The sequence below is a fragment of the Lysinibacillus sp. NPDC056232 genome (assembly GCF_042267565.1).
GTDB lineage: Bacteria > Bacillota > Bacilli > Bacillales_A > Planococcaceae > Lysinibacillus.
Window position 1 is genome coordinate 98,932 of sequence record NZ_JBHJTF010000008.1, and the last position, 22,216, is coordinate 121,147.

Genomic DNA, 22,216 nt, shown 5'->3' on the forward strand with positions numbered 1-22,216 from the left:
AATCGCCCAATAAAGCTGATGGCATCACCTTCTCGGTTAAATTTTCTTATAGAGGTAAATATATGAAACTTTTTTGCCTATTGGTACGTACTAATTATGCAATGATATCTATCATGCCAGACTAATATAGGAGGGGTGAAATTTATGAAGAAAATTTGGACTTTGTTTCTTGCAGCGATACTTATTGTACCGATATTGCTGCAGCCAACGACCGCTCAAGCGGCAAAGGCCATCACGATTTATGTGGACGGTGTTCAATTAAAGACCGACCAGCCGCCAGTGAAGGTTCAAGGGCGCGTCATGCTGCCGCTTAGAGCAATCTTTGAGGCATTGGATGCATACGTAGATTGGGATCGAAAGAATCAAACCGTTACTGGGATTAAAGGAGGCACAACGGTAGTTCTCAAGATTAAATCGAAGGTAGCTACTATTAATGGCGAGAGAGTTACGCTTGATGTGCCAGCACAGATAATAAATGGCAGAACAATGGTGCCAGTACGCTTTGTTAGTGAAGCGCTTGGTCAGGATGTTGACTGGAACTCGTATAATCAAATAGTATCTATTAACTCTGACACTCCGAGCAATATCAGTATTTCTCCAGCGACCTATGTGTCGGTTAGAGATATTGGTAATCAAGGAGATGGGCGTGACCTGGAAGTTACCTACTCCAAATCGTCTACTGAATCACTTGTGGATCATTACCGGGTTCTCGTTGTGAAGGCTTCAAAAAGCTTTAATCAGGCGTCGGCCCTGAAGGTCTCCGCTTCAAATTATACGAAAGTATCACCTGCCGGCTCGGATCGTTCTATAATATTAACTCAAAGTTCGCGGGATGTGGACGGAGACTATATTAGAAATGACCAGCCTTATGTAGCGTATGTACTTGCAGTTGGAAAAGGTTCTTATTCCAGCGTATTATCTAAATCTTCTCAGAAGATTACCCTAACGAACATGTCTTCGGTTACAGAGGTAACAAATGTGAAAATTAGCGATATTAGCGATTTCGGCGATGGACGCGATATCTCGGTTAGCTTCACTCGTCCGCAGAATGACAACAATATCTCGAATTACCGTGTGTTTATCGTAAAGACCAAGGATGCTAACAATTTCAGCCTTACTAGTGCGAATAATTTATCTAGCAGTTACTATACGACAGTCAGTAAATCAGGAAGCAATGGCGGTACGTTGTCAGGAACTCTGACTTCTTCTTCGCGCGACTCTTCCGGTGAATATATTAAGAACGGCGTACCTTATACAGCGTTTGTTCTGTCTGTAAGCAACACAAATTCAGCTGTTAATAAGCTGTCAGCTGCTTCTTCGTCAGTAACACTTAGTCCAAATACAGTGGCTACTCCTGTTATTACTCAAGTTGATGATGTCAATGACTATGGAGATGGACGCGATCTGCGGGTTAGCTTCAACAAAGTGTCCGATGAGTCCAACATTAGCGCTTACCGGATCTTTGTTGTAAGAGCTAGCAACTATTCGAACTTCACATTGACGAAGGCGAACAGTCTGTCCAGCTCTTATTACACGCAAGTGAACAAGACGGGCTACAATATTACTCAGGTTCTCTCTTCAGGGACTCGAGATACAGACGGTTATGCCATTCAGAATGGGGTCAGCTATCGTGTATTCGTTATGGCCGTAGCTAAAAACTCAGGGAATAACGGGTTATCGTCTGCCTCTAACGCGATCACGTTATATAGCAACTATGTAGGTGCAGTATCAAATCTCCTTGCCAGCGATGTGAATGATTATGGTGACGGTCGTGATCTCTATGTCTCTTTCACTAAAGCGGCGGATGAGTCTAATATTAGTCATTATCGCATTATGGTTGTACCAACATCCTATTACAGTAACTTCAGTCTGTCGGATGCTAATAATGTATCCAGCAGTAATTATTCGACTGTGAATAAGTCAGGAAATAACAATTACGGGCTGGCGCTCTCGGGAAATGCTCGAGATGTGCGCGGCAATTCTATCAAGAACGACACTAGCTACCGTGTCTATGTTCTCTCGGTAGGCTATGGCAATTATTCCGGCAGCAATGTGCTGTCCTCGCCAACGTCTACGATTACGCTCGGTAAGAACATCAATGTGCAAGCTGTAACCAATCTAAATGTTGCTGATGTAAGTGATTATGGAAATGGCCGTGATATAGAGGTAACGTTCACGAAGCCTTCCGATGAAACAAATGTCAATCATTATCGGATTTTTGTCGTACCGACAGCTTATTACAGCAGTTTCAACCTATCACAAGCTAATAGTAACTCTAATTACATCACAGAAAGCAAAGGCGGAAATAAATCGGTAACTAGAACGTTAGATGGGGCTCGGGATGTTCGCGGTAATTACATTACGGAGGACACAAGCTACCGTGTTTATGTATTGACTGTAGCGAATGGAAATTCTTCAAGCGTCAATGCTTTATCTTCTGATTCGTCGGTGATTACGCTTACTAAGAACAAAGCCGTTCAAGCGGTCAGTAATGTAAATGCAAGTGATGTAAGTGATTTTGGTGATGGCCGTGATTTACGGGTATCGTTCAATCATGCATATGATGCATCGAATATAAGTGAATATCGAATTATGGTTGTACCTAAAAATAAACCATTCAATGCTTCAATAGCAAGCAACATTCAGACTCCAAATTATACAGCCGTAAGTACTTCTGGTAGCAGTACTAGCCAGGTTCTTAACGTTAAGGCAACGGATATAGACGGGAAATCTATCACTAATGGTACGCCGTATAACGTCTACGTATTATCAGTTGGAAAAGGCAGTTCAACCTACACATTTAAATTGTCTGATGCTTCGAATGAAATTACGTTAACCAATTCCGCCGCAGTAGAAGCAGTAACTAAAGTAAGTCTCTCTAACGTGGGGAATACTGGCACATATAAAGATATCCGGATTAGCTTTAATAAAGGAAGCAATGAAAATAACGTAACAGGATATCGAGTATTCTTGGTTCCTACAGATAAAGTAGAAGACTTCAAGGTTTCTTTTGCGAATAAAGTCTCTTTAGAGAATTACACTTCAATCTCGTTGGACATAAATACAATCAGTGAATATTCATTAGATTTAATGAATGATGTATACGGTAAAGAAATCAATACGTCTACTTATTATCATGCCGTAGTAATGACCTTAGCCAAAATGGGAGATAGTTATAATATATTATCTGAACCGTCTCCTCAGTTCAAACTTCAGGCTAAAAAAGACAATACTCCGCCAGAAGAGGTAAAGCCTGCCCCATCTGACACTCAATCTTAAGAGATAAGCAATACTTTTTCACAAAAAGGGACTCCTCAGGTGGTGCTTCATGGACCATCAGAGGAGTCCCTTCTTGTTGTGCACAGCTCATTTGCCCTCCGACTGTTTCTATGAATGTCTGGTCTATACTGACATAGATAATCAGTTGATGGACAATAATAAGAACAACTTTAGTACCAAAATCTAGGGAAATGTGGACATAGATTTATGAAAAAGGTGGTTTAGTGATGAGTAAAATACAATTTGTTGAGGCGCAGGGTCCAAAAGTGTTTACCGAACGGCTGCGGAATATTGCTAAAGAACTGGGAGTCTTGATCCTCTTCGAAAAGAATCATCGCCCGGATCTTATGCTGGAATATACCAGTAAGAATCCGGGCGATGAGGTTTATATTGTCTGATTCAGGCTGAAGTATTTGAGCTGATGAACTTGGCCCAAGGTGTACTAGGTAAGATTGTGGTCAAAACTGAGCACCCTTACTTCATAAAAGAGACTCGCTTTTTTATGCATAAAACTATTTCGATAAATCAATTTTTTTATTTAATAAATAAATAGTCATACCACCAACAGTCATTGACAATAGCTCTCCGATTCCAACCGTAAACCATGTTGCCCAAAACGGAAGATCATAGAGAATTGTTAATTGTCCTGCAACGGTGAACATTGATATAGCAAAAATCAATGCAGTTATAACCATTTTCACAAGATCATTTGTTATATTTTTCGTTACTCTTCGGCAAAGAACTAAAACGAGGAATGTCGCAATTCCACCAATGGGTACATCTAATATCCACGTTGGTGACATGAAATTAGCGAGTACTACTCCTAGAGTCACGGCTAATACGTAGCGTTTGTTGTAGAGGGCCAGGTAGTTAAACATCTCCGATAAACGTAGTTGGACTGCCCCAAAACTGATGACTGACAATAAAACAGTTACAGCCACATATAAAGCTGCAACGAGTGCCGTCTTTGTAAGCTCGGTTACAGAAGTACGGCTTGAATCTTTTACTATAGATGTATTCAATTTTATTCTCCTTTGTAAAATAGCACATCCGCTATTTTAGTAATAACTACGGCCAAAGGAAGAGAGCTTTTCGCCCTATCTGAAGTGCCGTAGTGCAAGCAGATTTTTGCTTACCTGCGTATTATATCAGAAGAATTTACGATTGAACAATCTTATTTCGTTAGCCAGCCACCATCGATTGGCATAATAGCTCCATGAATATAATCAGCAGCCGAACTTGCTAAGTAAAGTGTTAAATTCGCTACTTCATGTGGTTGTGCCCAGCGTCCAGCAGGCGTTTCATTAGCGACCCATTTGGCCATTTCCCCATCACCTTCAAAATCTGCCTTATTCATCGGTGTTTGAATGGCCCCAGGTGCAATGGCATTGGCGCGAATTCCTTCACGACAATAATCTAAGTCTAACTGTTTCGTATAGCCGACAATCGCATGTTTAGATGCTGTATACGCTGCACCACCACCGCCAGCAACAAGCCCTGCAATAGATGCCATATTAACAATGACGCCTGATTTTCGTTTTACCATATGGGGTAATACCGTATTCGTCACAAAATAAGTACCCTTAACATTGGTATTCATAATTTTATCCCAAAGCGCCTCATCTGTATCGAGTGTTTTTGCAAAACCATCTAAAACGCCTGCGGTATTTAATAAAATATCTACCTGCTTAAATTTTGAAATTGCAGCTTCAAATGCTTGCTCTACATCGTCCTTATTACATACACTACCTACTTTATAGGCAAATTGTTCAGGGTATTGGTGATATAGATCTCCTAACCCTAGCTCATCTAGATCAAACCCGAATACGTTTGCTCCATTTTCTAAAAATGCAATAGCTTGGGCTTGACCAATACCTGAAGCAGCCCCCGTCACAAATACCGTTTTACCCTTATATTCTTCAAACGTCATTGATCTCTCTCCTCTAAAAACAAAGAAACCACCTCATTTGAGATGGCTCTTCCGATTAATTAACAATTATCCAATCTTCCGCTAATATATCACAGACTGTCGGTGTAAACATTGTATAGCCCTCACCACGTACATTAATTAAAAAGTAAGGATTCAAAGCCTCGCCATCATGTTCGCTTTGTCCAACAAGCTTCACATATAATTCAGCACCGCCCCAACCTTTACGAATTACTTTTTCTCCCGCCTTTAAGCGTGGTAAAATCTCTTCAAACGTCATTTAAATTCATCCTTTATTTACATTCTTTATCGGATTAGTATACTGGATTTCACAATTGTTTACAACCTAGCCCTCAAGTAAAACCGTATAAAGTATATGTTGCCCATTTAATTCCGCAATGATTGTATCAGTATTATCATCATTTGTAGAGAAAATCTTTGTTCCACTTACCAGTTTAGTAGCATAAAAATCTTTGAAATTTTTAGAGGAATTTGTAGTTTTAATAATTTCCCCTATCTTCTCACACTTCGTATATTCTAATTGTTTCATCGATCCCAAGCTTGTAGCGTTAATATAAATCAAATTATTATACTGAAGAATATCCGCTTGATAATGTTCTGTAAGAATAGATTTCGCAGTGGGATTAGTAATTATAGCCGGTGTACACCCTACCAATACTAATAGTAGTAAATTACATATGAGTATTTTCCTCATAACTTAACAAACACCTTCTTTTTAAAACTACTTGGAACAACTAGAGCTTAATTCAATTTCATCAACATCGCCATTCTCTTACGTTGACATTTCAAACCTTCCGTAATTTTCTCTACTCACCACGCAAACTATTAATTTTCTTTTTCATTTGCACTTGCTCCGTCTTCACTTCAAGCCCATTCTCCGTCAAATAGCTCGTGGCTGGATTACTTGCTAAAAAATTAACTGTTTTCAGTTTTACTTTGTGTCTTGTAATGCTTGCGATAAAATGTGGAATATGTTCAACATTGCCATCCCCCAATAGCTCTAATTGATAAAGAACTATGCTGTCGATGGCTCCCTCCTGATCCCATACAGTTCTATATAACATATAACCAATCGCTTCATTATTCTCGTTATAAAAAACTTTAGCTTCTCCTTGTTTATTACTGTGCCAGCTACATTGCCACGGAACATTGTCCTGATAAAAAGATAAACGCGATAGCTGCTCTGGCCGAATAGTTTCCACATGAATTTCGATTGGCTTCTCTACTTTTGCTTCATATTCACCACTTAAAAATAACAATTGATTTGTAATGGTATAGCCATACTTCTCGTATAACGCAATTGCTACTTTATTCTCTTTTATCGCTTCAAGCGTTGCAACTTCCACATTCTCTCTTTCATAGATGGCGATGGTTTCTTCCATTAAAATACGAGAAACACCTTTACCGCGATAGTCTGGAGAGATACCTGTTCCTCCATTCCAAGATGTTTTCTTACCATCCATTAATCTAAATCCATTTAATACAATACCAACAGGATTATTATGTTCAAATGCGACGATTGATAGCTCTGGTGATAGACCTTCACCAACAAGTCGGTTTAAAAACACCTCTTCATTCATTTCTATTTGTACAAAATACCCCTCAAAGCCTTTATTCCAAGCTTTTAAAATTTCCGCTAAAGTGCACTGTGAGACTGTTTTTATTTCCATGCTTTTCTCCCATCCCTAGCTTAATTAGAGATACTACCTAAAAGTGGTAGATCTTCTAAAGTTAGTTTTTTTATTATTTCATACCCATTTCCAGGACCATTTGGTTTCACAATAACCATTCCCATATTAGAAATATTCCCTAATCCAACACCTTCGGGAAAGCTATGGGCAACGATCACTTGGTTTGTACCCTGTGGTGGCTTTCTTTCTAACATCGATTGCAGATTTGATAATATATTTGTTTTTTCAACTAAAGGAATATTTCCACCCAATTTATAAATTTCATATCCAATTGAGTCAATTTGGATATAAGAATAAGGAAATGCGAGCTGTGCCGTTTTAATTGTACGACAAAAAGGACTTACGACTATCGGTGAACTAATCGGAATTTGTAAATGGCGTAGCATTTGTCCAAAGTAAACGGCCTCCCTTCGTCCAAATTCAGACAAATTTCTTTGAGTAGCACAATCTTGGAAGTTTAAATATGGTTGATCTACTCCGACAGTTGCTTGACCATGCCTGGTATACAAAACAAATCCTCCCTTTTTCAATAAATCAAGGATTGATTTATCCAAATATTTCAACTCCCCCTAATAGAATACCATCGATTATTAGTACTATATGAAATGAATGACTCAAAAAATGTAAAAGTGAAAGTTGAACTGCTTTTCGCATAGTGAAGGAGTTATTTCACTGGCAAATATTTCACTTTGCCGATAGCGGACTTAGTTTTAAAAAAATAAAAAAACTTCCTAAATTTTCTGTAGGAAGTCCAGCATTGAACAAAATTCTCGTGGAAATATTCGTTAATATTGTAACGCTTTAAATGAAGGTGATTTCCGTTCCAGGTTTCTCGCCCTCGCTAAAAAACACTTCTTGCTGAAGACGCTTCGCTTTCTCACAGACATACCCCTTTACGGAAGTTTCGTTTTTCACTATAAATTAAAGTAACATGCCATAATACATACTATGAGGGATGTTTGATTGGAGTGGAGGCTGGGCGACTCCTTGGGGATTAGCGGTAGAGGAACGAAGGCTAAAAGCATCACGTCCTGTGATAACGCCTTCGTGACCAACATCGGTGCTGTTGCCGCTGCCGGAACGGAAATCAATCCCACGTTTTGCCGAAGAGCCCTACTTTTATTTCATTAACAAAATAGTTTATCCACCAAAAATAAAACTTCCTACAATTTTTTGTAGGAAGTTTCGAAATTTACTTTATTGGAATAGTTACTATTGCGGTTGTCTCTAAATGTTTTGATGAATCGATAGTAATTTGACCGTCGTACTTATTGACTATTTCATTCACAATAAATAAGCCTTGCCCTCTTATTTTACCACTTTCTGGTTTCTTTGTGGAAAATCCTTGCTTAAATATTTGCCCTGCTTCTGCAATATTTGGTCCAGTATTTGTAACCTTAAATATATATTGTGTGTCATCTGCTTTACAGCAAATTGTAATTTTACGTTGTTCTTCAGGCAATTCATTTGCCGCATCAATTGCATTATCTATTAAATTCGATAAGATTTTGATTAAATCCGTTGTTTTAATTTTATTAAATTCATCCTGAGTGACTGTGAAATCCATTTCAATATTATGATTTTGTGCCGTTAGTTTTTTCGTTTGCAATAAAATCGACAAGCCAGGGTGATCGATATTTAATTTGAGAGAATTAATAGCCTGAACCTCTTTAGACAGTGAAGATAAATATTGTTTTGCCTGATCAGGTTTGTCTAATTGTAAAAATCCATGCAATACTTGTATATGATTTGTGAAATCATGTCTTAAAGAGGACACGGACGTGATTAAAGTTTTAATTTCTGCTTGATATGTATCTTCTGTCGCTTCAACTTCCTCTACCACTTCTTTTTGATACCATCTCTGTAAAAAGAAAACAGAGCCGATCACGATTAAAATGAATACACCATTAAAAATAAAGATAAAAAGATTGTCTTCGACCACTTTTCCCTTAATGCCATTTAATGTGTCTGCACTAATATCAATGCCTAAGTATGCAATAACCTCCCCTGTTTCATCCTTAATCGGTGCACCAACAGTTAAGTAGGAGCCATGTACAGAATCTTGTATTACTTCTGTTGCAAATGTTTCTCCATTATAAGCTTTTTGCACTTGTGTCTCGGGTACTGTACAGTCCATTCCGATATCAAAGCCTTCAACATCACTTGGTAAACCCATAATCATTGCTATGGAGACCTGTGGATTAACAATATCTAATGTATAAACATATAAAGCACCTATTTTTACTCTTGCATCATTTAAGTAGCTTCTCAATTGCCAATAATAATCGTTTTTCTCGGGGTTATCTAAAAATTGTTTGTACGCCTCTACATCAATTAAAGATGCAATAGAAATAGCCGCTTCCAGACTTTGGTTCGCTATTGACTCTTCTACTGTCTTTTTCATTTTTATATAGGATATAAAAATGTTTAAACTTGTAAACAATACTAATAAGAGAATGGATAGTATTAAAATTAGTTTTATTTTTCGTTTTTTCATACAAACTGGTACTTCCTCATCTATAGACATGAATAATGTCTTAATTTAATTGTACATAAAAAATCGTTAGTCTTAGTTGACATCATATCAAACTTCCAACCAAGGAAACAATTTCATATCTAACAACCCTATTATACTACAGTAAACTTCTTTTTTTATGGTTGTTTAAAATTCATCATTTGCGTAGTGAACCATTCTTCCTGTTGTAATTCAGATGAAGGCCGTAAGATATTTTAGAGAACTTTGAACAACAATGGCTATATACCCGCTATATACCCCTATACATTAATCTAAAACATACTGTTCCAAATACTATTCAGGATTCTTCGCCTCTCTAAATAAGAATATTAGTTCTTAGTTTATCATCACAAGCAAGTTTTGACTATCACCAACCAACATTTATCTCGTCCTACTTTTTAGACTATATTCTTCCCATCTTTGAAGTGGGAGTCTTCTGTCGGAAAATGATAAAAAGATCAGGCCAATAAAAACCTGATCTCTTCATTATAAGTATTTATTTTTTCCTACTCGATGTCTTTGTCTCATCCTGTACATTTAAAAATTTCGGTCGCTTACGATAACCCGAAGGAGATAGGCGAACTAAAGATTTTTTAATGTCCTGCCAATCTAAATCTGCTCCCATATTTAAATACGGAACACCTAATACTCGCATATTTGCAGTATACATAAGTATGAAAAAAACCGAAATGAAGAATCCAAATAACCCCAAAAAGGCAGATGCTAAAACGATGATTATCCTGAGAATACTCATCGCTGTTACGATAGATTGATTGACGAGTGTAAAAGCTGCAATGCTTGAAGTAGCTATAACTACAATCATGGAAGGGCTCGTAACCCCCGATTTAATCGCTGCATCTCCAATAATTAACCCCCCGACAACGCTTATGGAACCACTGATAACATTGGGAAGATGTATATTTGCTTCTCGAAATAATTCAAACATAAAAAGCATCATTAATGTTTCAAGAATAGTTGGAAATGGGAGACCCGTTCTTGATTCAACAACTGTTGCCAATAGGATGGATGGCAATTGCTCTTGATGATAGGTTGAAAGTGCAATCCAGAAACCTGGTAAAAGTATACTTATTAAGATAGCCACTATGCGTAGTAAACGCTCCATAGAGCTTACAATAATCGGATACTCGTTATCCTCACCGGATTTAAAAAGTAACATTGAATTGGCAGGTGTAATAATGGCATACGATACACCATCAACGATGATGATAATGCGCCCTCTACTTAAAGCTTGTACAGCAAAATCAGGACGTCCAGTATAATCATGTCTAGGAAGAATTTTAGCACTCTGCTCAATTCTTTCCATCAATAAATCTCCACTAAATACAATATCCGTATCAACTCGCTGCAGCTGTAATTTTATTTTCTCAAGCATCTTTTTATTTACGACATCTTCAAAATAAAGTACAGCTACGGTTGTTTTGGATCTTTTACCAAGTTCATATGTCTCAACACTTAATGAATTAGTCGGCAATCGTTTTCGTATTAAAGCAATATTGATAAAAACATCCTCAATAAAATCATCTCTCGGACCTTTGACAACTAATTCAAGAGTTGTTTCTTTAGGCTCTCGATTTGGTTTTTTAGCGATATAACTCGAATACAGCAAATTCATATCTTCGAAATAGAGTAAAACATGTCCTTTATAAACTCTTGTAATGGCATCATCTTTACTTGATATTTTCTGAAGATGAGGAACGCGTAAATTGTTTTGTATATGTTCTTCTAACATTTCCTCCGATGTTGCAGTAAATAATGATTGAACTCGTTGCACAATAACGGTCTGCAGTAACCGCTCATTAATCATCGCTTCACATTTTATCAAATGTACTTTATGTTGCTGAAAGAAATACTCTTGGAATATCACATCAGCAGAGCGTTGAAATAGTGACTTCAAAGATTTCAAATTTAACTCTTGTTCCATTGAAGAAATATCCATCATCTCCTACTGAACCAGCTCCAAATTAGTACATTTATGAGTAATAACATAAATACACTTACGGATATTTTCCCCATGCTTTTAAAAAATATTCAAGAATATATGCTGTTTAAAATCTTTATCAGAATAAATTAGCTACGAAATTCCCAACCTATTATTAGGAAAGATTTATCCAATCAGCTTCTTTAAATTTGCCATTTCAATAGCAGACATTGCTGCGTCATAACCTTTATTTCCTGATTTAGTCCCTGCGCGCTCAATTGCTTGTTCAATATTTTCAGTAGTAACAATGCCAAAAATAACAGGTACATTTGTAGTTAGTGACACATTTGCAATTCCTTTTGCTGATTCATTACATACATAATCATAATGTGTTGTTGAACCACGAATTACCGTACCTAATCCAATAATTGCATCATATTTCTTTGTTTCAGCTAACTGTTTCGCGATGAATGGAACTTCAAATGCACCAGGAACCCATGCTACGTCGATAGAAGTCTCATCTACCCCATGACGCTTTAAACCATCTAATGCACCGTCTAATAATTTACTCGTAATAAATTCGTTGAAACGACCTACTACTACTGCTATTTTTAAATCCGTACCAATTAATTGCGCTTCAAATGTTTTAACCATTTTTAATCTCTCCTCTTTTATTTTGTCTAATCATCATAACGTGGGGTTGATTTCCGTTCCGACTGGGCCCTTTGTTGTTGCTGTCGCTACGCTTTCGCACAGATAAAACAATTGTTGCTGTCGCTACGCTTTCGCACAGATAAAACAATTGTTGCTGTCGCTACGCTTTCGCACAGATAAAACAATTGCTGACGCTTCGCTTTCGCACAGAGCAAAGCTTCCTGGGGGCGTCGGGCTAACACGATGTTAGTCACGAAGGCGTTATCACAGGACGTGATGCTTTTAGCCTTCGTTCCCCTATTGCAAATCCCCAAGGAGTCGCCAGTCTCCACTCCAATCAACCTATATACATAGAGTACGTTTTAACAAATATCATTCCAAACTTTTGTTGATGATCCTTCATATTGTCAGTGTATTTTCTTCCACTATTTGTTGACGACGATATGTTGCCAATGCTTCTATGGAAATCATTTTTAAATGATGTTGTGCTGCATATTTAACAAGGTCATTAAAGCGTAGCATTTTGCCATTGTCGCCCATAATTTCACAAATAATGCCCGCCGGAATACTATGACAAAGCTTGGCCAAATCAATTGTAGCTTCTGTATGTCCTCTACGCTCTAATACACCGTTGTCCTTTGCTATTAACGGAAATACATGGCCTGGTCTACGAAAATCTGAAGCTATTGCTTGTGGTTCTAGCATTTTTTGTATAGTCATTGCCCGTTCAAAGGCGCTAATTCCAGTTGTTGTGTCAACATGATCTATACTTACGGTAAATGCCGTTTGATGATTATCTGTATTCACACTAACCATAGGGTTTAATGCTAATTTTTGTGCGAGCTGCTGTGAAATCGGCGTACAAATAAGACCTCTTCCATAGGTCGCCATAAAGTTAATCGTTTCAGGGGTCATAAATTCCGCAAGTGCTAGTAAGTCCCCTTCGTTTTCCCGATCCTCGTCATCTACTACAATAATCATCTTACCTTGTTTTAAATCCTCAATTGCTTCTTCAATCGAATGTAGCAATATCGCCACCTCCTGTTAGATAATGTTGTATCAATTATGCCTCGGTATAATTGTCGCTGTCGCGCAGATAAACAATGCGTCCGGAATCGGCTTTGTGCTTAGGCCTGCAAATATTTTTTGCGCGAAAGCGTAGTGCTAACGCAGCGTCAGCAAGGTGTTTTGTCTTTGTGAAAGCGAAGCGACAGCAAAAGGGTTTTATCTGCGCGAAAGCAAAGCGTCAGCGGCAACAGCATGATGTTGGTCACTCAGTCGTTGCCACAGGACGTGGCGCTCTTAGACTGAGTTCCTCTATTTCAGAGGATGTTTGGACTTCGCTGAAAGAAGTTAAAACCCGTTTTGTGCTAAAAAATCTCTTGTAACGGTCGGTGGTTCCTGTCCACGCTTTAGTTGATGCAAAATGTATTTTCCTACTAAATCGGTTTCTACATTGACGAGATCACCAATGTTCTTCTTACCGAAAATTGTTTCCTTGTATGTGTGGGGTATCAATGATACTGTGATACCGTTTTTCTCGACATGAAAGAGTGTTAAGCTCGTTCCATCTATCGTGATGGAGCCCTTTGGAATACAGTAGCTTGTTAACTCCTTTGATAGCTCTATATCAATGTAGACTGCGTTTGCTAACGGCCGCTTTCTCAATATTTTCCCTATGCCGTCTACATGTCCGGATACAAAATGACCACCGAATCGCCCATTAGGTGACATTGCGCGCTCTAAATTTACCGGATCTCCAATTGCTAGCTGCTGTAAATTTGTTGCTCTCACCGTTTCAGGCATGACATCCATCGTAAGCTCCTGTTCATTAAAATGGATCACTGTTAAACAAACACCATTGACCGCGATACTGTCCCCGAGCTTTACATCCTCTACCATTTTCTTTGAAATAACGGTAATTTTCATACTTTGTCGATCGCTTTGCAAGGTTTTTACGGTACCAACATCCTCAATAATTCCTGTAAACATTTTTTCACCCGCTTCCATTCATTGGTCTAAGCAGTTCTCTTCCGCTATGGGAGTCCTATCCGTCTGTACCTCCTTCCTGAACCAAAAATTACTGTTCAAACAAAAAACCCCTTTGATTAAAGGGGTTTGGGAGTTCATATAAATAAGACATCAACAAATAAACCTTTAGGATACAATATTTTTCCATAGGTCGTCATCTCATCGTTCTTCTCCCATCCAGACTATAACTGTCGGTTTTGGATTTGCACCAAATCAGCTTACGCTCACGGACTTTGAATTACTTCATCACCGCCGATTGGGAATTTCACCCTACCCCGAAGAACTACTGTTATTCAATTCGTTAGCTAAATAAAATCAATTTCGCCTTGGCGTAATTGCGTCAGGAGGCTTTAGGCCAACAGATGTTTTTTGTGCGAAAGCGTAGTGCTAACGCAGCAACAACACGATGTTGGTCACTCAGTCGTTTTCACAGGATGTGAAGTTCTTAGCCTGAGTTCCTCAGTAAGTGTTTAAACACCCACTGAATGAAGAAAAAAAAACTTCCCAACTTAAACGATGGGAAGTAGTTTACATAAAAGCATACTCAAATAGACCTTATAAACTCAAGTGAATTTAAAAAGCTCATACTTTTACCCTTCTCCCATCCAGACTATAACTGTCGGTTTTGGATTTGCACCAAATCAGCTTGCGCTCACGGACTTTGAATTGCTTCATCACCGCCGATTGGGAATTTCACCCTACCCTGAAGGATATTTTTATTTAGCTATTTCTTACGATAACACTATTTTATTTTATTATCCAGATAATTCTTAATAAAAATTTTTTCTAAAATTAATTTCGCTGTCGTTGCGTTTTCAATATCACTACATCAATTATGCCTCAACATAATTGATTTTAGGAACACACCGCTAGCAATTTTTTGCCTAGTTTCCGTTATTATTCCGCCATTAACATGTATACTTGACCAGTGACAAAGGATGAGTCAACGGATGCTAAATAAATATAGGTAGGTGCAAGCTCAAATGATTGCCCCGCTCGTTTCATTGGCGTATCTGAGCCAAATGTTTTGACATATTCAGCTGATTAACCAGAGACAGTTAACGGCGTTCAAATCGGCCCTGGGACTGTATTCATACGGATTCCTTTACGCACTAATTACAATGATAAAGACCTTGAATAACACTAATTTAATAATGCTATAACTAATTTAGGTCGCTAAAAGGCATATTAACAGTATTATTTAATTAAGGAACCTCTTTTCAATTAGCACGTTCTTTATACATGGCACTTTTTTACTCTGCTTGACAAAAAAAAAAAAATCATAGTAATATTGTGAGTCATTGTTCGTGTCAACTCTAACAATGAACACAACGTATATGATTAAATTCTCTTCCCTCATTGGAGGTTTTTTTATTGCAAAACATTTTGAAAAAAAAATCGTATAACAAAGTTATATTTTATACCTTTATTGCCATTTGCTTTATCGCCTCTGTTTTTTTCGTTTATCACAACGAAGCATTTTATGATCGTCCAATTGCAGAAGTTATAAAAACGGAATTAACAGAATCAAACCCTGTAACGGATATGTATGAAAATGATGATCATTTATATACTCAGCTCATTACAGCTGTATTAAAAAATGGTGAAGAAAAGGGTATGCTTATTCATTTTATTAATGAGTATTCAGCATCCGGAGCCTTCGATCAGGAGTATCAAGTTGGAAATAAATTATTTGTTTCCATTAAAGCAAATACAGACAAGGTTGGAGATTTAACTGGGACTATTTTAGACGTGAAACGTGATCAGTTCGTCTTAATAATAGCGTGGATTTTTATTTTCGCTTTGCTGATTGTTGGTAAAAGACAAGGATTTTTTTCAATCATCAGTTTAATTGTAAACTCCCTTGTATTATCTTTCGCCTTGGATTTATATGTGCATTCAACTATAAATTTGATATTTATAAGTGGGGTATGTGTTCTTTTATTTACGATCATTTCTTTAATTCTCATTAACGGCTTGAATGAAAAAACATATGCAGCGATTGTTGCAACACTTTTAGGAACATTTATTTCGTTATTAATTAGCTTTTTAGTCCTGTGGTTTACATCCGAGAATGGGCTTCGATATGAAGAGATGCAATTTTTAACACGACCTTATCGAGTGATTTTTATGGCTGGGCTATTTATTGGGGCATTAGGGGCTGTAATGGATGTCTCCATCACAATGGCTTCTTCTATGTTCGCATTATTTGAGCAAAACCAAGATATTTCTGACCAAGCTTTAAAAACTTCTGGAATGGATATCGGGAAAGACGTTATGGGAACGATTACAAGTATTTTGTTCTTCGTTTATATTTCTGGCTCATTTCCAATGTTAATTTTATATTTGAAAAATTCTTATCCATTAGGGCAAACACTTTCCATGAACCTTTCGTTAGAATTAGCTCGTGCCCTAGCAGGTGGAATTGGTGTTGTCTTAACGATCCCCATTAGTCTTTACACTTCTATTTTTTTCATTAAACGAAAGAGGGCAAAATAATGAATGTATTAGTATGGTTAACAGCCATTTTATTCATATTGATGATCGTTATTGGTGAAAAAAAAGGAATACGCTCTTTTCTATCTTTATTTTTAAACTTTGGAGTACTCTTTATAACAATTTTTTTAATGACCAATCCGAAGAATAGTCCTGTTATATTAACGCTCATTGCCTGTACCGTCATAAGTTGGATTAGCTTATTTTTTATTAATGAAATGAGTAGTAAAACGATGACTGCTTTCATTTCTACGATGATTACGATTGTAGTTTTATTACTTTTTATTGTGTTTGTAACGGAGAAATCAATGATTCGAGGATTTGGGGAAGAATCCGCAGAAGAAATTAGCATATTTTCACTTAATATTGGCGTCAATTTTGTACAAATTGGAGCTTCCGTTATTATTATGAGTACAATTGGTGCAATTTTGGATGTTGCCATTTCCATTGCCACTTCCATGCATGAGATTCTTCACCATAACCCTTTAATAAGCAGAAAAAAATTATTTACATCGGGTTTAAGCATTGGAAGGGACATTTTAGGTACAGATACAAATACATTATTTTTCGCTTTCTTTGGTGGATATTTAAGCTTGCTCATATGGTTTAAAGATTTATCTTATTCATTTGGTGAAATCATTAATTCTAAAGTATTTGTCACTGAACTTATTATGATATTCTGCGCAGGCATTGGAATCGCACTTATCATTCCTATTACTTCCTCTGTAAATGCCTATTATTTAATAAAAAAACGAGAAAAAACTCAAAATGCTTCATCCTAGACCTTACCTGTCATCCGTTTCCTATCAACGGGTGATAGGTATTTTTTAGTCCATAAAAAATTTATAGATGATTTATTTTTTACTGTTTATTCTTCTTTTCGTTATTGAATTTCACGTATTCCCCAGCACAATATTTCCAAAGAAACTGTCTCGCCCCCCTTTAGAAGAAAAATTATCCCCTCATTTAGTAAAAAAATTGCTCATCAAGAGTTATTTACAATACGCTGTTTCATATCCTGTATAATCATGTCATTTTTTTAAGTATAGGCAGTAACATTTTCAAGAAAAAAACGTCTTTACAATTAGATGCTAAAGGAGAAAATTTGTAATGAAATATATTATCTTTGATTTTGATGGAACATTGGCAGATTCTACGGCAGTGTTTGCATCAGCTTGGAATACAATTGCGCAAAAATATAAGTTTAAAGGAATAGAGCTAAAGGAAATTGAATCATTAAAAAAATTATCTATAACGGAACGAAGTAAATTATTCGACTTTCCTATGTATAAATTGCCCATGATCTTACCTCAGTTTTACCGCTTGTATCGCCAGTCATTAAATGATGTTCATCTTTATGATGGCATGAAGGAAGTCCTGATGGAAATTGATAAAAGAGGTTATAAAATCCTTATCATTTCCTCCAATTCACAGGAGAACATTTTAGAATTTCTAAAAATGAACGACATTCATTGTGTGTCAAATGTTCTTTGTTCAAACCGTATTTTTGGAAAGGATAAGGTGATAAAGAAATTTTTAAAAGACTCAAGCATTACACCATCAGAAGTTTTATACATTGGTGATGAACAAAGAGATATCGTAGCCTGCAAAAAAGTGGGGGTGCCTATTATTTGGGTTGGTTGGGGATATGACGCTATTGAAGTTGTACAACAAGAAGAACCCGAGCACAAAGTTGCTACACCACAAGAAATTTTAAATATCATATAATGAAGAGGATAATAGCGATTGAATTGCTATTATCCTTTTATATGTTAGGCTTTTACCTCGCTAATATGCATTAATTTTTCTGCTGCGCTGTTAATTCCTTTATAAGCATCGGTTAATTCATGCATACTCACAGAAAATTGCTGAGTAAACGTTGCGATTTGATTTGCTGATTCATTGACTTGATCAATAGATTGTTTAATGCTTTCTAATTGATTTGTAATACTATCAGCACTTTCCGTACTACTTTGTGACATTTTCTGTATTTCAGATGCTACTACTGCAAAGCCCCGTCCATGCTCCCCTGAGCGAGCAGCCTCGATGGAAGCATTTAATCCAAGAATTTTAGATTTCATAGCTAAATCTTTTACTAAATGAACAATCGTATTGATTTGTTGAATATCGCCAGTCATTGATTCTGAAAACTTGGATAGCTCCCCCAAGCGATTTGATACATCTACACTTACTACTGCTAACTCTTCATTCGTTGCAGTCATTTCCTCAACAGAACTCGAAAGCTCAGTTGCTAATAAACGCATACCATCCATTTTTTCATTCGAAATAATGGCACTTAACACGCCGATTACTTTCCCACCATCAAAAATAGGCTGTGCAGATGCAATATACGCTATTCCAAATTCCTCAGAACCTCGCTCTTCCCTAATAAACTTTCCTAGGCTTAGAGACTTTTCAGTTGTTGTTCCACGATACTTCACTACAGGATCACCAACATTGATCTTTAAGTCCACTTGTTTACCTGGCTTGTAGGCAATGACCTTCTCCGCATCAGCAACTATAATACAAGCATCTTCTGGATATGTTACCTGGTAAAAATCGATAGAATCTATTGCCGCCTGTAGTTTTGAATGCATTATCCTTCCCCTTCTCCCATAACACGATTATACTGAAATTCCTCAATTTAACTATAGCATGACACCTAAAAAAAGACACCTTTAGCTAAAGTGTCTTGAAAAAACTACTATGACTTTTTCAAGATTTCTACATATTTTTCTGCTGTTCTTACCTCAACTGTAAGAGAGTTTTTACCATAGTTAGCTTTTATTAAAAAAGGTACATCACTGGTATTGTTGAATCTAAAATCTAAACCACCATAAGAAACTGTAGCGTCTCTTCCTTTCGGAACATACCCCACATCTAATGAATGGTGATGACGTTCTACAAATTTTACTGGTATTTGATCAACTGCATTAAATAAGGTTGAGGACGTTTGACAAATACCTCCCCCAATGCCCATCACAACTTTTTTGTTGATAATTTCTGGTGCGGGCTGATATCCATTCGCTTCGTCTCTAGGTCCAACGATTGTATTAAACGAGAAATAATCTCCACTTCCAACGATAACATTATTAATTGCCTTCGCAGAAAGCTCAATATTTTTATTTCTTCCTACATCGCGGGTATTGAAATAAGTTGTATAGGATGCAACAACTACGTTTTCTAATAAAGGAATATCTTCTAAATAATATCCGCTTTCTGTAATATTAAGAGGCATCTCCACTTTACCACCAGTAGCTGATACTTCTAATATTCTCTCTACTAATTCACTTTCTTTCAAAACAATTAAAGGACTACCTTTCATTATTTTCCCTTGATCGTCCAGCTTATCGAGTATCATACGCTTATCATAGCCTGTCGTTTTTTCATTCCCTCTCGCCAAATCTTTTGCTAATTGCTCAATTTGTTTTGTATACGATTGTTTATCACTTTCATAGCCCATTTCTTTCGGTGAAATTGTTTGTATGATGGCTTTCGTAGAAGGATCCACAATTTCAACAACGACAGGCTCTGTTTGTTGTTGTTCAAAGGTTACTGGCTTTTTTAAATCCTCAGCTTTTTGCTCTGACTCTTGAATTTGTTGTTCTTGCTTTTTCTCATCCGCAAATTTCCCCTGACAGCCAACGAGCCCAATTGTACAAATAATACATAATGTGATCATCCACTTCTTTTTCAAATAAAACACCTACCCTATCGTCATACTACAGAGACATCTTATTCGTGTATTGCTGATAGTGTGTTTCATTTCATCATTTTTATTTGTTTATAAAATCAATTATGCCTCGGCATAATTGTTGCTAACAGCATGATGTTAAGACTGAGTTCCTTTATTTCAGCGGGTGTTTGGACACCCGCTGAAATAAGTTAAAAACACTCTACAAAGTTGAGTGACTTTGTAGAGTTCAGATGAAGGGCAAGGTACATCTTTTTATCAATTTTTTTATTTAGCAAATTTCACATAAAACCTATAGATTAATACTATATATATCCAATCATAAATAAAGATTGCAAGCGAAATAATAGTAATCAATGATGTTCTAAAATACAAATAGAAACAAACTGCTGCTAACGCAGTACCGACCATTTTACAAACGGCTATGCCCATTGATTGTCCACTTAAATTCCCTCTTTGTATGAATAAAGCGATAAAAAGCCCTGACATCATCAGATTTTGGAAAAATGCGGCGTATATGCCTGCCATATCTTTGAATTCATGCATCATCGCTAAAATCGTGAAAAAGCTTACTATGAGTGTTATGAAAAAAGATGAATAAAATACCTTTCTCGGAATAATTTTTTTATACTCCTTATAACCATAAAGTAAAAATTGCATCAGAATGAAGATATCCAAAAGAAACCACAGGAACGTAAGGATCCTTTGCAAGTTATTTAGCGGATACATAAATGAAAAAATAAATTCCCATGAAATATTGGCACAAATTGCAGCCATAGGCATCCCATATCTCTTATCCTTTATTCCTTGTTTGATGATTAATATATATGTAATAATCCAAAAGAGCCACATGCCGAATTGGCTGATCAGTATGAATTTTTCTTGATTAATATTTACAAACTCCTTCCCTCTAATTATCATTTTTCCATACTATATGATGAAATCTATTCTTTATGTCAAAAGAAGTAGAAAGGATATGTAAATACTCAAGATCTTAAAAATCTTAAGAGTAAGCGCCTATACATTCATTAACCAATCATATATAGTAATACGAGGTGATGATATGAAAACTAAAATTTATTTTGATAATGACCAATTTATCGCAGGCACTACCTTAAAGGATGACATCGAGTTAGAACTAAACAATATGGCACTTCATACATGTGTGAATGAAGCAGATGTGCTGGAAAATCGAAAAAAATTGGCAACTACTTTAAACTGTGACCTAACTAATTTTATTTGCACTCAACAAACACATAGCGCTAATTTCCATAAAGTTATCATTTCTGATAAAGGACGCGGCGCTGAGCAAATGGAAACTGCCATTTGTAATACCGATGCGCTTTATACAGTAGAGCCAAATCTACTTTTATGTAGTTTTACAGCGGATTGCGTCCCTGTCATTTTTTATAATGAAGTCAAGGGCCTTATTGGCGTGGTTCATTCAGGCTGGCAAGGGACTGTCAAGGAAGTAACATCTAAGCTTTTCCAACATTTGATGGAGCATGAGCATTGTAATCCACAAGATTTCCACGTACAAATCGGTATGGCACTTAGTCAGCAGAAATTTGAGGTGGATGCAGATGTTTATGAAAAATTCCACAAGTTAGGCTATGCTGAGGACTTAATGTATTACAATGCAGAAACAAATAAATATCATATCGATAATCAGCAAACTGTCAAAAAGCAATGTGAGCTTGCCGGTATTCCTTCTCAGCAGATTTTAATTGATTCAACGTGCACATATCTCAGCCCAGACGGTTTTTCCTACCGCCAAGATAAACAGGCTGGCAGACATTTAAGCTTTATTATGCGAAAAGAACAGTAGATCAATTATGCCTCGGCATAATTACGTCCGGAGGCTTTAGGCCAACATGATGTTGGTCACTCAGTCGTTGCCACAGGACGTGGCGTTCTTAGACTGAGTTCCTCTATTTCAGGGGGTGTTTGGATACCCGCTGAAAAGTAA

The 22,216-nt window shown here is 36.8% G+C and carries 22 protein-coding genes, 1 pseudogene and 2 riboswitches; of the genes and pseudogenes, 7 read left to right on the forward strand and 16 right to left on the reverse strand.

From position 1 onward, the window contains the following. Positions 1 to 144 precede the first annotated feature (144 nt). On the forward strand, positions 145 to 3,279 hold the full coding sequence (locus ACFCYJ_RS08785; RefSeq protein ID WP_376073399.1) for a stalk domain-containing protein: 3,135 nt from the start codon (positions 145 to 147) through the stop codon (positions 3,277 to 3,279). A gap of 227 nt (positions 3,280 to 3,506) precedes the next feature. Then, entirely contained in the window at positions 3,507 to 3,677 is a 171-nt protein-coding gene (locus ACFCYJ_RS08790; RefSeq protein WP_376073401.1) for a hypothetical protein, read from the forward strand. A 114-nt stretch (positions 3,678 to 3,791) separates the two neighbouring features. On the opposite strand, the gene ACFCYJ_RS08795 is transcribed toward ACFCYJ_RS08790, so the two are convergent. The 11 genes from ACFCYJ_RS08795 to ribB all read right to left on the reverse strand — a co-directional run bounded on the left by ACFCYJ_RS08795 (position 3,792) and on the right by ribB (position 13,055). Next, positions 3,792 to 4,301 (reverse strand): QueT transporter family protein, encoded by a 510-nt coding sequence (locus tag ACFCYJ_RS08795; protein WP_376073403.1) that lies wholly within the window; start codon positions 4,299 to 4,301, stop codon positions 3,792 to 3,794. A gap of 152 nt (positions 4,302 to 4,453) precedes the next feature. Then, positions 4,454 to 5,209: a 3-oxoacyl-ACP reductase gene (locus ACFCYJ_RS08800; protein ID WP_376073405.1), complete on the reverse strand. Its 756-nt coding sequence runs from the start codon at positions 5,207 to 5,209 to the stop codon at positions 4,454 to 4,456. A gap of 55 nt (positions 5,210 to 5,264) precedes the next feature. Further along, on the reverse strand, positions 5,265 to 5,486 hold the full coding sequence (locus ACFCYJ_RS08805; protein ID WP_376073407.1) for a DUF2829 domain-containing protein: 222 nt from the start codon (positions 5,484 to 5,486) through the stop codon (positions 5,265 to 5,267). Positions 5,487 to 5,552: 66 nt separating this feature from the next. Further along, positions 5,553 to 5,789, reverse strand: coding sequence for a hypothetical protein (locus tag ACFCYJ_RS08810; RefSeq protein WP_376073408.1), 237 nt, complete (start codon positions 5,787 to 5,789; stop codon positions 5,553 to 5,555). 244 nt (positions 5,790 to 6,033) lie between these two features. Then, on the reverse strand, positions 6,034 to 6,897 hold the full coding sequence (locus ACFCYJ_RS08815; protein ID WP_376073409.1) for a GNAT family N-acetyltransferase: 864 nt from the start codon (positions 6,895 to 6,897) through the stop codon (positions 6,034 to 6,036). Positions 6,898 to 6,917: 20 nt separating this feature from the next. Further along, positions 6,918 to 7,472 (reverse strand): histidine phosphatase family protein, encoded by a 555-nt coding sequence (locus ACFCYJ_RS08820; protein WP_376073411.1) that lies wholly within the window; start codon positions 7,470 to 7,472, stop codon positions 6,918 to 6,920. A gap of 638 nt (positions 7,473 to 8,110) precedes the next feature. Next, positions 8,111 to 9,415: a sensor histidine kinase gene (locus ACFCYJ_RS08825; protein ID WP_376073412.1), complete on the reverse strand. Its 1,305-nt coding sequence runs from the start codon at positions 9,413 to 9,415 to the stop codon at positions 8,111 to 8,113. 514 nt (positions 9,416 to 9,929) lie between these two features. Then, positions 9,930 to 11,375 carry a spore germination protein gene (locus ACFCYJ_RS08830; protein ID WP_376073414.1) on the reverse strand — a complete coding sequence of 482 codons (1,446 nt, stop codon included), beginning with the start codon at positions 11,373 to 11,375 and terminating at the stop codon, positions 9,930 to 9,932. 183 nt (positions 11,376 to 11,558) lie between these two features. Continuing rightward, complete coding sequence (ribH, locus tag ACFCYJ_RS08835; RefSeq protein WP_376073415.1) at positions 11,559 to 12,026, reverse strand: 6,7-dimethyl-8-ribityllumazine synthase; 468 nt, start codon at positions 12,024 to 12,026, stop codon at positions 11,559 to 11,561. A gap of 86 nt (positions 12,027 to 12,112) precedes the next feature. After that, positions 12,113 to 12,358, reverse strand: a complete 246-nt coding sequence (locus tag ACFCYJ_RS08840; RefSeq protein WP_376073417.1) for a hypothetical protein — start codon at positions 12,356 to 12,358, stop codon at positions 12,113 to 12,115. A 67-nt stretch (positions 12,359 to 12,425) separates the two neighbouring features. After that, a complete protein-coding gene (ribB, locus tag ACFCYJ_RS08845) occupies positions 12,426 to 13,055 on the reverse strand; it encodes a 3,4-dihydroxy-2-butanone-4-phosphate synthase (protein ID WP_483869474.1) in 630 nt (209 codons plus the stop codon). A gap of 167 nt (positions 13,056 to 13,222) precedes the next feature. Here ribB and ACFCYJ_RS08850 point away from each other — a divergent pair, with 167 nt between their 5' ends. Then, positions 13,223 to 13,414: a hypothetical protein gene (locus ACFCYJ_RS08850; protein ID WP_376073418.1), complete on the forward strand. Its 192-nt coding sequence runs from the start codon at positions 13,223 to 13,225 to the stop codon at positions 13,412 to 13,414. On the opposite strand, the gene ribE is transcribed toward ACFCYJ_RS08850, so the two are convergent. Together ribE and ACFCYJ_RS08860 are read right to left on the reverse strand one after the other, a co-directional pair. After that, positions 13,380 to 14,018, reverse strand: a complete 639-nt coding sequence (gene ribE / locus ACFCYJ_RS08855; RefSeq protein ID WP_376073420.1) for a riboflavin synthase — start codon at positions 14,016 to 14,018, stop codon at positions 13,380 to 13,382. The two genes, ACFCYJ_RS08850 and ribE, sit on opposite strands and share 35 nt — an antisense overlap. Before the next feature lie 200 nt (positions 14,019 to 14,218). After that, positions 14,219 to 14,344, reverse strand: a riboswitch (FMN riboswitch). Between the two features lie 302 nt (positions 14,345 to 14,646). After that, a riboswitch (FMN riboswitch) is annotated at positions 14,647 to 14,772 on the reverse strand. A gap of 114 nt (positions 14,773 to 14,886) precedes the next feature. Next, positions 14,887 to 15,197 (reverse strand): annotated as a pseudogene (locus tag ACFCYJ_RS08860) (SDR family oxidoreductase); the annotation flags it as partial. A 234-nt stretch (positions 15,198 to 15,431) separates the two neighbouring features. On the opposite strand from ACFCYJ_RS08860, the gene ACFCYJ_RS08865 reads away from it, so the two are divergent. The 3 genes from ACFCYJ_RS08865 (at position 15,432) to ACFCYJ_RS08875 (ending at position 18,281) form a co-directional block, all read left to right on the forward strand. Then, positions 15,432 to 16,556, forward strand: a complete 1,125-nt coding sequence (locus ACFCYJ_RS08865) for a YibE/F family protein (protein WP_376073421.1) — start codon at positions 15,432 to 15,434, stop codon at positions 16,554 to 16,556. Beyond that, on the forward strand, positions 16,556 to 17,335 hold the full coding sequence (locus tag ACFCYJ_RS08870) for a YibE/F family protein (RefSeq protein WP_376073423.1): 780 nt from the start codon (positions 16,556 to 16,558) through the stop codon (positions 17,333 to 17,335). Before ACFCYJ_RS08865 ends, ACFCYJ_RS08870 begins: the two co-directional genes overlap by 1 nt. A 328-nt stretch (positions 17,336 to 17,663) precedes the next feature. Further along, complete coding sequence (locus tag ACFCYJ_RS08875) at positions 17,664 to 18,281, forward strand: HAD-IA family hydrolase (RefSeq protein ID WP_376073425.1); 618 nt, start codon at positions 17,664 to 17,666, stop codon at positions 18,279 to 18,281. A gap of 44 nt (positions 18,282 to 18,325) precedes the next feature. Here ACFCYJ_RS08875 and ACFCYJ_RS08880 read toward each other — a convergent pair whose 3' ends face one another. The 3 genes from ACFCYJ_RS08880 to ACFCYJ_RS08890 all read right to left on the reverse strand — a co-directional run bounded on the left by ACFCYJ_RS08880 (position 18,326) and on the right by ACFCYJ_RS08890 (position 21,168). Continuing rightward, positions 18,326 to 19,150, reverse strand: coding sequence for a methyl-accepting chemotaxis protein (locus tag ACFCYJ_RS08880; protein ID WP_376073426.1), 825 nt, complete (start codon positions 19,148 to 19,150; stop codon positions 18,326 to 18,328). A 107-nt stretch (positions 19,151 to 19,257) separates the two neighbouring features. Continuing rightward, complete coding sequence (locus ACFCYJ_RS08885; protein ID WP_376073428.1) at positions 19,258 to 20,250, reverse strand: VanW family protein; 993 nt, start codon at positions 20,248 to 20,250, stop codon at positions 19,258 to 19,260. 264 nt (positions 20,251 to 20,514) lie between these two features. After that, on the reverse strand, positions 20,515 to 21,168 hold the full coding sequence (locus ACFCYJ_RS08890; protein ID WP_376073429.1) for a transmembrane-type terpene cyclase: 654 nt from the start codon (positions 21,166 to 21,168) through the stop codon (positions 20,515 to 20,517). A gap of 142 nt (positions 21,169 to 21,310) precedes the next feature. Between ACFCYJ_RS08890 and pgeF the strand changes: the two genes are divergently transcribed. Beyond that, positions 21,311 to 22,075 carry a peptidoglycan editing factor PgeF gene (pgeF, locus tag ACFCYJ_RS08895; protein WP_376073431.1) on the forward strand — a complete coding sequence of 255 codons (765 nt, stop codon included), beginning with the start codon at positions 21,311 to 21,313 and terminating at the stop codon, positions 22,073 to 22,075. Positions 22,076 to 22,216: the final 141 nt, after the last annotated feature.

Coding starts and splice junctions, on each gene's coding strand:
- ACFCYJ_RS08785 (WP_376073399.1), top strand. CDS start 145: ATGAAGAAAATTTGGACTTTGTTTCTTGCAGCGATACTTATTGTACCG.
- ACFCYJ_RS08790 (WP_376073401.1), top strand. CDS start 3,507: ATGAGTAAAATACAATTTGTTGAGGCGCAGGGTCCAAAAGTGTTTACC.
- ACFCYJ_RS08800 (WP_376073405.1), bottom strand. CDS start 5,209: ATGACGTTTGAAGAATATAAGGGTAAAACGGTATTTGTGACGGGGGCT.
- ACFCYJ_RS08805 (WP_376073407.1), bottom strand. CDS start 5,486: ATGACGTTTGAAGAGATTTTACCACGCTTAAAGGCGGGAGAAAAAGTA.
- ACFCYJ_RS08815 (WP_376073409.1), bottom strand. CDS start 6,897: ATGGAAATAAAAACAGTCTCACAGTGCACTTTAGCGGAAATTTTAAAA.
- ACFCYJ_RS08825 (WP_376073412.1), bottom strand. CDS start 9,415: ATGAAAAAACGAAAAATAAAACTAATTTTAATACTATCCATTCTCTTA.
- ACFCYJ_RS08830 (WP_376073414.1), bottom strand. CDS start 11,375: ATGGAACAAGAGTTAAATTTGAAATCTTTGAAGTCACTATTTCAACGC.
- ribH (WP_376073415.1), bottom strand. CDS start 12,026: ATGGTTAAAACATTTGAAGCGCAATTAATTGGTACGGATTTAAAAATA.
- ribE (WP_376073420.1), bottom strand. CDS start 14,018: ATGTTTACAGGAATTATTGAGGATGTTGGTACCGTAAAAACCTTGCAA.
- ACFCYJ_RS08870 (WP_376073423.1), top strand. CDS start 16,556: ATGAATGTATTAGTATGGTTAACAGCCATTTTATTCATATTGATGATC.
- ACFCYJ_RS08875 (WP_376073425.1), top strand. CDS start 17,664: ATGAAATATATTATCTTTGATTTTGATGGAACATTGGCAGATTCTACG.
- ACFCYJ_RS08880 (WP_376073426.1), bottom strand. CDS start 19,150: ATGCATTCAAAACTACAGGCGGCAATAGATTCTATCGATTTTTACCAG.
- ACFCYJ_RS08890 (WP_376073429.1), bottom strand. CDS start 21,168: ATGATAATTAGAGGGAAGGAGTTTGTAAATATTAATCAAGAAAAATTC.
- pgeF (WP_376073431.1), top strand. CDS start 21,311: ATGAAAACTAAAATTTATTTTGATAATGACCAATTTATCGCAGGCACT.